The sequence below is a fragment of the Microvirga sp. CF3016 genome (assembly GCF_036314085.1).
Taxonomy (GTDB): Bacteria; Pseudomonadota; Alphaproteobacteria; order Rhizobiales; family Beijerinckiaceae; genus Microvirga.
Genome location: NZ_JAYGGM010000001.1, coordinates 1 through 11,126 on the forward strand (window position 1 = coordinate 1; position 11,126 = coordinate 11,126).

The 11,126-nt window shown below is 67.7% G+C and carries 9 protein-coding genes; 2 read left to right on the forward strand and 7 right to left on the reverse strand.

The genetic code is table 11. The features are described from left to right. The 3 genes from VB672_RS00005 to mbfA all read right to left on the reverse strand — a co-directional run. The coding region (locus tag VB672_RS00005) for a DUF4142 domain-containing protein (protein WP_329782109.1) at positions 1–381 on the reverse strand (381 nt) is incomplete at its 3' end. 284 nt (positions 382–665) lie between these two features. Then, positions 666–1,580, reverse strand: a complete 915-nt coding sequence (locus VB672_RS00010) for a metallophosphoesterase family protein (RefSeq protein WP_329782110.1) — start codon at positions 1,578–1,580, stop codon at positions 666–668. Between the two features lie 54 nt (positions 1,581–1,634). Further along, complete coding sequence (gene mbfA / locus VB672_RS00015; RefSeq protein ID WP_329782111.1) at positions 1,635–2,606, reverse strand: iron exporter MbfA; 972 nt, start codon at positions 2,604–2,606, stop codon at positions 1,635–1,637. A gap of 335 nt (positions 2,607–2,941) precedes the next feature. Between mbfA and VB672_RS00020 the strand changes: the two genes are divergently transcribed. Together VB672_RS00020 and VB672_RS00025 are read left to right on the forward strand one after the other, a co-directional pair. After that, positions 2,942–3,421 carry an NUDIX domain-containing protein gene (locus VB672_RS00020; RefSeq protein ID WP_329782112.1) on the forward strand — a complete coding sequence of 160 codons (480 nt, stop codon included), beginning with the start codon at positions 2,942–2,944 and terminating at the stop codon, positions 3,419–3,421. Positions 3,422–3,580: 159 nt separating this feature from the next. Next, complete coding sequence (locus tag VB672_RS00025) at positions 3,581–4,090, forward strand: GNAT family N-acetyltransferase (RefSeq protein WP_329782113.1); 510 nt, start codon at positions 3,581–3,583, stop codon at positions 4,088–4,090. On the opposite strand, the gene VB672_RS00030 is transcribed toward VB672_RS00025, so the two are convergent. Genes VB672_RS00030 through VB672_RS00045 form a run of 4 tightly spaced genes read right to left on the reverse strand, consistent with a single transcriptional unit; the run spans position 4,091 to position 10,937 of the window. Continuing rightward, the gene (locus VB672_RS00030) at positions 4,091–6,163 is read right to left on the reverse strand and encodes a hypothetical protein (RefSeq protein ID WP_329782114.1); all 2,073 of its coding nucleotides are present in this window, start codon (positions 6,161–6,163) and stop codon (positions 4,091–4,093) included. A 12-nt stretch (positions 6,164–6,175) separates the two neighbouring features. Continuing rightward, complete coding sequence (locus tag VB672_RS00035) at positions 6,176–8,980, reverse strand: DUF4159 domain-containing protein (RefSeq protein WP_329782115.1); 2,805 nt, start codon at positions 8,978–8,980, stop codon at positions 6,176–6,178. Between the two features lie 3 nt (positions 8,981–8,983). After that, on the reverse strand, positions 8,984–9,910 hold the full coding sequence (locus VB672_RS00040; protein WP_329782116.1) for a DUF58 domain-containing protein: 927 nt from the start codon (positions 9,908–9,910) through the stop codon (positions 8,984–8,986). Between the two features lie 10 nt (positions 9,911–9,920). Beyond that, complete coding sequence (locus VB672_RS00045) at positions 9,921–10,937, reverse strand: AAA family ATPase (protein WP_329782117.1); 1,017 nt, start codon at positions 10,935–10,937, stop codon at positions 9,921–9,923. Between the last annotated feature and the right edge of the window lie 189 nt (positions 10,938–11,126).

Sequence of the window (11,126 nt, forward strand, 5' to 3'; positions counted from 1 at the left end):
CGCACCGGCCGTAGCGCCAGCCGTCGCGCCGACGCCGGCGCCGACCGCCGCACCGACCGGGCCGCCGACGATGGCGCCGATACCGGCACCGGCGAGCGTGCCGCCCAGGGAGCCGCCGATGAACTGGCCGGACGCGGTATAGACCGGGCGGCCGCCGTTCAGGGCCTGGCTGGTCATGCCGTGGTCACGGATCATGTTCTCGGCGTAGCGGCGCACGGCGGGATTGCGCGAGCGCTCGAGGGCGAGCTGGCTCGAAGCGATCTCGAAAGCATCCGATTGAGCCGCCATCATGCGGTAGGTCTGGCTGTCCATGATCTGGGCAGAGGCCGGGACGGCCGAAACGGATGCAAGCAAGGCCGCAAGGGGAAGATACTTCTTCATGAGACGAACTCCTGTGTACGGGATCGCAGGACACCGCGCGAAGCCCAACAGGCTTGCAACGTTCATGGGTGGCTGCTGCACCCCTTCAACGGCAAACGATCTAAGCGGTTCCAGAAAAGCGAGGTCCAATCCAGCACAAATTCCACAACGGCGGCCGAAGCTTAGCGGCTGTCATGCAGAAGCGCAGTAGAGGATTAACTTAAGACAACGGACAAGGCGGGATCGTCTTCATAGCCAGGCCCTCGCCCGGGCTTGATGCTTGAGCAGGAGCAAGGCAGGCCTCGTCAGGACTTCGCCTCGGGCTCGCGTATGCGCGCGAGGGAGAGCATGCCCATCCCACCGACCGTACCGTCAGGCTTCAGGCCTCGAAGCTCGGCGGTGAGGAAGAAGCCTGTTTCGTCCTGCCCGATATTGAAGAGATGGTAGCCGGCCTTGTGGGTGAGCGTCCCGCCCCGTGCCGAGGCCGAGGGCGCTCCGATGACGGGAATAGGACCGCGGGGGCCGTCGAGATGGGCGAGCGAGCCCACATGGTTGTGCCCGTGCAGCACGAGTTCCGCGCCGACCCGGCAGAGCATCTTCTCGAACCGGGACGCGTCGGTGAGATTGCGGCCCGCCTCCGCGCCGCCGACGTGCGGCGGGTGGTGGATCAGCACGATCCGGAAGCAGCCCGGAACGCGCCCCAGCTCGCCGAGGATCTGCTCGGCGGCCTTCATCTGCCGCGACCCCACCCGGCCCGAGGCGACGAAGGGCAGGGTCGGGATGGCTGAGGACAGGCCGACCATGGCGATCGGCCCATAGCGGCGCAGATAGGGGAACATGCCTTCACGGCCGTCATCGCCCCGGGTCCAGGGCGAGATCTCCCGCAGCAGCCCTTCGAGGGAGCCGCGCACATAGGCATCGTGATTGCCCGGCACGAAGGTGACACGGGATGGATCGCCCAGGCTTTCGAGAAAGACGCGTGACGTCTTCCATTCGTCCGGCAGGCCGATATTGCAGGTGTCGCCCGTGCAGGTGATGTGGTCGGGTTTCTGCGCATGGATGTCGGCGACGAGTTCCGCCAGGAGTTCCATGTCGTGAAGATCCTGCCGGCTGCTGTGCCAGTTGTACCAGCCGGTCAGGCGCTTGCTCAGAAGCTGCTTGAGGCGCGGCCGGGGAAGGGGTCCCACATGGGGATCGGTCAGATGAGCGATGCGGAACATGGCGGCCGGTTTGGTGCGACAGGAAGCGAGAGTTCGCGCGCAGGACCACTCACGTCAAGCGCTGCCGATGAAGATCCCGGCGAGAAGCACCAGAACGCCGCCAACGATGACCTGATAGGTGGCGCTCCAGAACGGCGTCTCCATGTAGCGCGTGCGGATCCACGAGATCGCGACCAGTTCCACCGCCACCACGAGCGCCGCGATGCTCGTCGCCAGAAGGAAGGCATTGGGCCAGGAATCGGGCACGAGATAGGGCAGGGTGTGGCCGATGCCGCCCGCGGCCGTCATGAGGCCGCAGACCAGCCCGCGCAGCCAGGGCGAACCGCGGCCGGTGATCTCGCCGTCGTCGGAGAGCGCTTCCGTCAGGCCCATGCTGATACCGGCGCCCACGGAGGCCGCGAGCCCGACGAGGAAGGTCTCCCAGTTGTTCTGGGTGGCGAAGGCCGCAGCGAACAGGGGCGCGAGGGTCGAGACCGAGCCGTCGATGAGCCCGGCGAGCCCCGGCTGCACGTATTGCAGCACGAAGAGGCGGCGGCGGGCGTGCTCCTCGGCGGCCTCGGCGTTCTCGTTCAGGTGGGCGGCGTGCAACTCGCCGGCCCTGCGCTCGTGGCCGCGCTCGACTTCGGCCAGCGTCGTGAACAATTCGCGCACGGACACGTCGAGTGTCTGCTGTGCGGCCTTTTCATAGAAGTTTGCCGCTTGCAGCTCCATCACCTCCGCCTCGCGACGCATGCGGTCGAGATCGAGATGGGGGCTCCACCACACGGCCCGGCGTTTCAGGAAGCCGCGCACGTCCTCCCGGCGGATAGGCGGGAGGTGCTCGCCGAAGCGGTCACGGTAGAAGCCGTAGAGGGAGTTGCGATGGGACCGCTCCTCCTCGGCCATGCCGTCGAAGATCTCGGAGGAGGCAGGGAAATCGCCACGGAGGCGGTCCGCGAAATGCTGGTAGATCCGCGAATCTTCCTCTTCGTTGGCGATGGCGAGCGCGATGACCTCGCGCTCGGAGAGTTCAGACAGAGACTTCATGGGCGCTCCTGTTTAGAAATATTCTAAACAGCGAAAGGGCCCGTCGCCAAGTCTGCCGTTCAGGCAGAGGCGGGATGGAAGCTCAGTACTGAGCGCCCGGGATCAGGGTCGAGTAGATCGAGCGGTCCTCGAGGTTAAGCGCCGGGGACCAGGAGAAGCGGGCGGAACGGTTGAGACGGGACAGGATCAGGGCGAGAAACATTGGAACACCTTTGGTTGGCCCTGTCTTAGACCTTCGTATAATGCGGGTCACGTGCCGAATTGCGGGAACAGCTATGCAATTGATGAATGACTACATTCATCCTCCGGTAATCTTGTTGTGATGGGGTGGGCCGATGTCCGACTCCCAGCCGCCCCGGTCGTCGCGCCTCATTTCCCGGGCTCTTCACACCTATTGGCGCTTCTCCCGCGGCATGACGCTCGGGGTCCGCGCCGTGGTCCTCGACGACCGGAACCAGGTCTTCCTCATCAGACACACCTACGTTCCCGGCTGGCACCTGCCGGGAGGCGGCGTCGAGACCGGCGAGACGGCCCTCGATGCCCTCGGGCGCGAGCTTCGGGAGGAGGCCTGCATCGCGATGGACGAGACGCCCGACCTGTTCGGCGTCTTCTTCAACAACAGGATCTCGCGCCGCGATCACGTGCTGGTCTATGTGATCCGGCGCTTCACGGTGCTCTCCGTCAAGCAGCCCGACCGGGAGATCGCCGAGGCGGGCTTCTTCCCTCTCGACCGGCTGCCCGAGGGCACGACCATGGCCACCCGCAACCGCCTGGCCGAAATCCTCGAGGGACGGCCCCTCTCCACGAACTGGTGAGAGAGCATTTGCGCCGCGTTCCCGACGCTGCTATGGCCTGGAACACCTGAGGATACGCCGAGCCCCATGAGCATCACCCGGATTCTGCGACGACGACACGGCTGAGATTCAGTCCAGACGCCCTTTCCGTTTCGTCCCTCGCGCGCTTTGAGTCCGTTCATGACCGAGCTCTCGCTCCAGATCCGCACCGAACAACCCATCGATTCCGAGGCCATCGAGCGCCTGCACGAGCGCGCCTTCGGCCCGGGCCGCTTCGCCCGCACCGCCTCCCGCCTGAGGGAAGGGGCGTCCCATCTGCTCGATCTGTCCTTCACGGCCATGGTCGGGACGCTCCTCGTCGGCTCGGTGCGCATGACGCCGGTGAAGGCCGGCACCGTGCCGGCCCTCATGCTGGGGCCGCTCACCGTGGAACCCGCCTTCGAGAGCCGCGGCATCGGGGCGGCCCTGATGCGCCGCTCGCTCGATGCCGCCAGGGCGAAGGGCCATACCCTGGTGCTGCTCGTGGGCGACGAGCCCTATTACAGCCGCTTCGGCTTCAAGCGCATCCCGCCGCAGCAATTGCAGCTTCCGGGCCCGGTCAATCCCGCCCGCTTCCTGGCCCTCGAACTGGTCGAGGGCGCCATGGCTGAGGCCAAGGGGCTGGTGAGCCCGCTGCCGCAGGAATCCTGATCAGGCCCGGCGGCGTCCCTCGATCAGCCAGGCGGCGAGCGTCGAGCCGATCAGCAGCACCAGGCCGACGAAGCCCAGCGCCATCGGGAAGACGGAGACGCCGCGCACGATGGCGCTGTCGCTGGGCTTGATCCCGATCCAGTCGCCGCCGGAAAAGCGCGTCCCGGAATGCACCGCGAGGATGCGCGGCACCGTGATGCCCTGATCGCCCGCGATGGCGACCCGCCGCACCGATCCGCCCGTCGCCTCGGCGATCGAACCCAAGGCCTCCGTGGTGCTGAACACGTCCATCAGCTCGCGCGGGTTCGCCGGGCCGATGCTGACGAAGGTGATGAGATCCCCCGAGCGGATCGTGTGCAGCCCGAGTTCGCGGCTGGCCACCTGAGCGGTGAAGAGGCCGGGACGCGTCTCGGTGAGCGGAACGCTGCTCTCGGCGCCGCTCGGCGCGATGAGGGTCGCGGCATCGGCGGTCTCCGCCATGGTCTGCCGCTCGATGCGGATGTCGCGCCCTTGCGCGCTGGCGCGCAGCGCTTCCTCTTCCAGGGCCGGTTCCTTCATGAGCCAGTGGGCGAGGCGGCGTAGCAGGTCGAGATGCGGTCCGCCGTCCTGGTAGCCGCGGGCCCAGAGCCACGCATGATCGGACAGGAGCAGCGCGACACGTCCCTTGTCCTCCCGACGCAGAACGAGGAGCGGCAGCTCGTTGGCCCCCGACATGAGCGTGTCGCCTGACTGCACCTGCGAGCCGATGATGCGCAGCCACTCGCCCCAGGCCGGGGGCGATTGCTCCGAGCCCGGCAAGTCGCGGGTGACGGGATGGCGGTCGCCGGTATTGGTGATCTGCGCCTTGTAGGGCTGCTCGACGATGCTGCCGTTGGGCTGGCCCGGAATGATCGGCGCGAGCCGCGTCTGGGCGAGGCTGCCGTAGCTTGCAAATTCGGGGCCTGCCGCCACGAGGATCGCGCCGCCCTCGCGCACATAGCGCACGATGTTCTCGAAATAGCTCGACGGCAGGATGCTCTGGTTCGCGTAGCGGTCGAAGATGATCAGGTCGAATTCCTTGATCTTCTGCTGGAACAGCTCGCGGGTCGGGAAGGCGATCAGCGAGAGCTCGTTGATCGGCGTTCCGTCCTGCTTCTCCGGCGGGCGCAGGATGGTGAAATGGACGAGGTCCACATTGGCGTCGGATTTGAGGAGATTGCGCCAGGTGCGCTCGCCCGCATGCGGCTCGCCGGAAACCAGCAGCACGCGCAGCTTCTCGCGGATGCCCTCGATCGGCACGACGGCGCGGTTGTTGGCCTGCGTCAGCTCGTTAGGCAGGCCCTCCACTTCGAGCTCGACCACGTTGGTGCCGCCATGCTCGATGCGCACGTCGAGGGAGAAGGGCGTGTCGGCCCGCACCTGCTGACGGGTGAGAACCTGTCCGTCCCGGCGCACGGTCACGAGGGCGGATCCCGTGCCGCCGCGTTCCATGATCTGCGCCCGGATGGTCTGGTCCTTGCCGACGATGCCGAAGCGGGGTGCCTCTAAAAGTTTGATCTGCCGGTCGCGCTCGTCGGGGCGGCCGGTGATGAGCGCGTGAAGCGGCGCCCGGAAGCCGAGGCCCTCCACGGAGGTCGGAATGTCGTGCACCACGCCGTCGGTAACGAAGACGACGCCGGCGAGCCGGTCCGGCGGCACGTCGGCCAATCCGTTCGACAGAGCGGCGAACAGACGCGTGCCGTCGTCCCCGTTGCCGTCATCCGCTTCGATGAAGCGGGGATCCACATCGGCGAGCGAGCCGAAGCGGCGCTCCAGCTCGGCGCGCACCTGATCGGTCATGGCGGAGCGGTCGCCCAGCGTCTGCGAGCTGGAGCGGTCGAGAACCACCGCCACGATGTCCTTCACCTTCTCCCGGTCCTCCTGCACGAGGGCCGGGTTGGCGAGAGCCAGCAGAACGAGCCCGAGCGCGACGGCTCTGAGGACGGCCACGGGTCCGCGGGAGATCAGCGCAAGGATCGCCAGCAGGGCGACGACCGCGCCCAGCGCCCAGAGGGCGTAAGTCGGGATGAGGGGGGAGAAGCTGACGGAAAGCAAAAGACCTCTCCCTTACTGCCCGAGGCGTTCGAGCAGGGCCGGCACGTGCACCTGATCGGCTTTGTAGTTCCCGGTCAGCGCATACATGACGATGTTGACGCCGCTGCGGTACGAGAATTCCCGCTGCCGCTGGTCGCTGCCGACGACCGGGTAGATCCATTCGCCCCGTGCGCCCACGGCCCAGGCGGCGGCGAGATCGTTCGACGTGATGATGATCGGCGAGACGCCGTCGCCCGAGCGGGCGGGGCGGCTCGCCTCGCCCTCAGGCGCCGGCGGCAGGGCCTCGACCCAGGTCTGTCCCGTGGCATAGCGGCCGGGGAAGGTGTCGAGGATGTAGAAGGTCTTGGTCAGGACGTGATCGGCAGGCACGGGCTCGAGCTCGGGGATGTCGAGGCTCGCCAGCATCCGGCGCAGGTACTGCCCCTCAGCGGTGGGAGCTCCATCGGGACGATTGCCGAAGGCGTCGCGGGTGTCGAAGATCACCGTGCCGCCGCCCTTCATGAAGGCGTCGAGGCGCCGGATCGCTGCCTCGGACGGCATGGGCCGCGAGGCTACGACGGGCCAGTAGATCAGGGGATAGAACGCGATCTCGTCCCGCGAGAGATCGATGCCGATGGGCTCGCCCGGCGACAATGCGGTCCGCTGGCTCAGCACCTGCGTCAGTCCGGTCAGTCCCGCCTTGCTCGTCTCGTCGACCTGCGGGTCTCCCGTGATGACATAGGCCAATCGTGTCACGAGTGCGGGATTGCTGCTCTCCATCGTCATGGACGAGCGGCGTTCCTGCGCGTTGGCGTCGGAGACCGGATTGAGAACAACCGCTGCCCCGAGCACGATGGCGGCCGCAGCCCCCGCACGGCGCAGGCGGCCGGTGAGGTTCGACAGGTGACCGCCGAGCCACAGGGACGCGAGGGTGTCGATCAGCAGAAGCACAAGGGCCAGCATGAAGAGCGGCATGCGCAGATCGATGGTCTGCGCGCCGGCGAGCGGCGCGATCCGCGCATTGAGCGGCGCGTAGTTGAGCGGGGCGAGCCGGTCGCCAGGCAGAAGCGCGTTCACGGCGAGGCTCGAATCCACCGGTCCATAGAAGCCCGGGGGGTGCTCCAGGGTCGCGCGCTCGGCGTAATTGCGCGCCACCGCACGGGCATTGGCCGGTGGCGAGGTGTAGATGCCGTAGCCGTCGAGGGTCAATCGTGGAGCCACGGTCTCGTTCTCCGCATTGCGCGCTTCCGCATTCGCATCGCTCGGCGCACCGGCAAGCGCCGTGGTCCTGCGCAGCATGTCGACGAAGAGGCCCGACAGGGGCAGGTTCGACCAGGTGGTGTCGGCGGTGACGTGGAAGAGCACGATCATGCCGTCACCGCGCTTGTCCGCTGTGACGATGGGCGTGCCGTCGGCGAGTGACGCCCAGGTTCGCGCCGGCAGGTCGCCGTCCGGCTCGGCGAGGATCTGGCGGCGGATGCCGATCTCTTCCGGCACCGCGAGGCCGAAATAGGGGCTTTCGCGCGTGAACGGTGCGAAGGTCTTCGGCGTGTCCCAGGACAGGGTGCCGCCGAGGCTGCGGCCGCCCCGGCGCAGGCGGACCGGCACGAGTTCGTCGTTGCCGGCGGCAAGCCTCGAACCGGCGAAACGCAGCAGCATGCCGCCCTGTTCGACGAAGGCCGTCACCTTGCCGAGGGTCTCCCGGTCGAGTCCGCCCACATCGGCCAGCACGAGAATGGACACCTGCTCGTCGATGAGCTGGTTCACCGCATCGGCCACGGCGCCGCGCCCGTTGCGGATCTCCGAATAGGGCGAGAGCGCCCGCTCGATGTAGTAGAGCGGCGAGAGAAGGGGCTGGGCCTGATCGGAGGTGCCGCCGAACACGAGGCCGACGCGGCGGCGTTTGCCGCGCTCGTCGAGAAGATGCACCGCTCCGGCGGAGCCTTCGCCCAGGATTTCGATGCGCGCGATGGCGTTGCGGATCTCGGTCGGCAGGTCGAAGGCGACAGTCGTTTCGGTGGCGTTCGGATCGAAGGAGAAGCGCATGTCGGCGAGCGGCAGGCTCTTCAGATCGAGCACGCGCACTGTGCCGGTATCGCGTCCGTTCGACTCGGGACGCACCAGCCTGACATTGAGCTGGCCGCTGGCATTCTCCACCCCGGCAACGGCCAGCGCAGGAGCGCGCTCCGCTTTCAGAACGGTGATCCGCTGCCCGTTCGCCATTTGCGCCAAGCCGTCGATGAAGCCCTGGCCGTCAACGCCGGCCACCCCGTCGCTGATCCAGACGATATTGGCCTCGGGCATGGTTTCCATGAACCGCCGGATGGAATCGAGATGGGCTTGGCGGTCCTGCAGGTGCGGCAGAGGCTTGAGGGACCGCAACCGCTCCAGGGCCGTTGCAGGACTGGCCGGCTCGATCGCCGCGGGAGCCTCCGCCGTTGCCACAAGGGCGACCGTGCGTCCGTCGCGTCCTGCCGCTTCGATGCGCTCGGCTGCAAGGTTCATGCGGTCGCGCCAGTCGTGTGCTGCGGCAAAGCCGTTGTCGAGCATGATCAGCAGCGGCGAGCGGTTGTTGTCCTCCGCGAGCGGATTCCAGATCGGACCGGCCGCCGCGAGGATGAGGAACGCGGCGAGCAGCAGGCGCAGCAGCAGGAGCCACCAGGGCGTGCGGGCCGGCGTTTCCTGCTCGGGCCGCAGATCGGCCAGGATCTTCAGGGGCGGAAAGTCCACGCGCCTGGGCTGCGGCGGCGTGATGCGCAGGAGCAGCCAGATCGCCGGCAGGGCCGCAAGCGCCGTCAGGACGAGCGGTACCGCGAAGGTGAGGGGAAGGCCCAGCATCGCTCAACGCCCTCCCACGCCGGTGCCGCGCGTGGTCGACACGAGCGTCATGATGCGCAAGGCCGCTTCGCTCGCGGGACGGTCGGTGCGATGGATCGTCAGTGTCCAGCCGCGGCGGCGGGCGAGCTCCTGAAGCGCCGCCCGGTGCTCCTCGATCCGCAGGCGGTAGGCCTGGCCCCAGGAGATCGCATCGCCGATCCGGAGCGAAAGGCCGTCCTCGAGATCGTGCAGGACCGCCTGCCCTTGGAAGGGGAAGGTCTCCTCGACGGGATCGACGATCATCACCAGATGCCCGCGCGCTCCGCGCGACGAGATGCCCTCGACCATGGCGGTGACGTCGCGCACGGGCGAGAGGAAATCGCTGATCAGGACGGCCTCGTGCTGGGGCGCGACGGGAGCCTGCGGCGGCAGGTCTTCCTCCAGCGAGGAGCGGTCCGTCACCAGGGTCTGGGCCATGGTTTCGGCAATGCGCCGGGTCGCCCGCGGCGGCATCAGGCCCAGCATGCCGACCCGCTCCCCGGATTCGACGAAGCAATCCGCGAGCGCAAGGCCCAGCACGACGGCGCGCTCGATCTTGGACGCCTGCGCCAGGTCCGAGACGTAGCCCATGGAGGCGGAGCGGTCGATCCAGAACCAGACGGTCTGGGCGGTTTCCCACTCGCGCTCGCGCACATAGAGCCGGTCGTCCCGGGCGGAGCGGCGCCAGTCGATGCGCTGCGCGGCTTCTCCGGCCACGAAGGGGCGGAACTGCCAGAAGGTCTCTCCCGTGCCGGCACGGCGGCGCCCGTGGATTCCGTGAGCGAGGTTTGCGGCGACGCGCCTCGCCTCGAGCACGAGATGCGGCATGCGGTCGGCCAGGGAGAGCGCGCTCTCGGTTTCACGGCGTCCCGGCGAACGGGCGCTTTCGGGGAGGACCCGGACACGGGCCATGGCGGAAATCCTAGCCTGCCAGCCGCGAGGTGAGCCGGCCGACGACGCTCTTGATCGTCTCTCCGTCGGCCCGGGCGGAGAAGGTCAGCGCCATGCGGTGCTTGAGCACCGGCTCGGCGAGCGCCACCACGTCGGCGATGGAGGGGGCGACCCGGCCCTCGATCAGCGCGCGGGCGCGCACCGCCAGCATCAGGGCCTGGCTCGCGCGGGGGCCTGGCCCCCACAGGATCCTGTCGGTCACGCCCTCGATCCCATTCCCTTCAGGCCGCGCCGAGCGCACGAGATCGAGGATCGCCTCGACTACGCTCTCGCCGACCGGCAGGCGGCGGACCAGCCGCTGGGCGTTCATCAGCGCCTCGGCATTCATGACCGCCTGCGGCTTGTGCTCGTCGGCGCCTGTCGTCTCGATCAGGATGCGCCGTTCGGCGTCGCGGGTCGGATAGCCCACGTCGATCTCGAGCAGGAAGCGGTCGAGCTGGGCCTCGGGGAGGGGATAGGTGCCTTCCTGCTCGATCGGGTTCTGGGTGGCGAGCACGTGGAAGGGCTGGGGCAGATCGTGCCGCTCGCCGCCCACGGAAACGTGATGCTCCTGCATGGCCTGGAGCAGGGCGGATTGGGTGCGCGGGCTTGCGCGGTTGATCTCGTCGGCCATCAGGAGCTGCGCGAAGACCGGGCCCTTTACGAAGCGGAAGGATCGGCGGCGGTCGGCGCCCTCGTCGAGAATTTCGGAGCCGAGGATGTCGGAGGGCATCAGGTCCGGGGTGAACTGGATGCGGCGGGCATCGAGCCCGAGCACGGTGCCCAGCGTTTCCACGAGCTTCGTCTTGGCGAGGCCGGGAACGCCGACGAGCAGGCCGTGGCCGCCGGCGAGAAGCGTAATGAGGGTGAGGTCGACCACGTCTTCCTGGCCGAAGATGACCGTGTGAATGGCCTCGCGGGCCCGGCCGACAGTCTCAAGGGTCGCCTCCGCGTTGCGGATGATCGCGTCGTCCAAGGCGGTGGGCGCTTGAGCAATGCTGGCCGTCATGAGGTCTCTCTCCCTCTCACTCGCAATTGCCCCCGGTAGCTAGTCTGCCTTCGATCCGTGTCGAGATGCAAGGGTCGTTGCGCCGCAGCATGGGAAGGAACGGAGTGGACGAGACAGCCGAGGACTCTATGCTCTAGGAAGTAACCATCGACGGCCGTTCGTCGATCCATAAAGTTCAAAATCCTGTTC

What these genes read in the sequence shown, in the direction of transcription:
- VB672_RS00010 (WP_329782110.1), bottom strand. Translation starts at nt 1,580, where the DNA reads ATGTTCCGCATCGCTCATCTGACCGATCCCCATGTGGGACCCCTTCCC.
- mbfA (WP_329782111.1), bottom strand. Translation starts at nt 2,606, where the DNA reads ATGAAGTCTCTGTCTGAACTCTCCGAGCGCGAGGTCATCGCGCTCGCC.
- VB672_RS00020 (WP_329782112.1), top strand. Translation starts at nt 2,942, where the DNA reads ATGTCCGACTCCCAGCCGCCCCGGTCGTCGCGCCTCATTTCCCGGGCT.
- VB672_RS00025 (WP_329782113.1), top strand. Translation starts at nt 3,581, where the DNA reads ATGACCGAGCTCTCGCTCCAGATCCGCACCGAACAACCCATCGATTCC.
- VB672_RS00035 (WP_329782115.1), bottom strand. Translation starts at nt 8,980, where the DNA reads ATGCTGGGCCTTCCCCTCACCTTCGCGGTACCGCTCGTCCTGACGGCG.
- VB672_RS00040 (WP_329782116.1), bottom strand. Translation starts at nt 9,910, where the DNA reads ATGGCCCGTGTCCGGGTCCTCCCCGAAAGCGCCCGTTCGCCGGGACGC.
- VB672_RS00045 (WP_329782117.1), bottom strand. Translation starts at nt 10,937, where the DNA reads ATGACGGCCAGCATTGCTCAAGCGCCCACCGCCTTGGACGACGCGATC.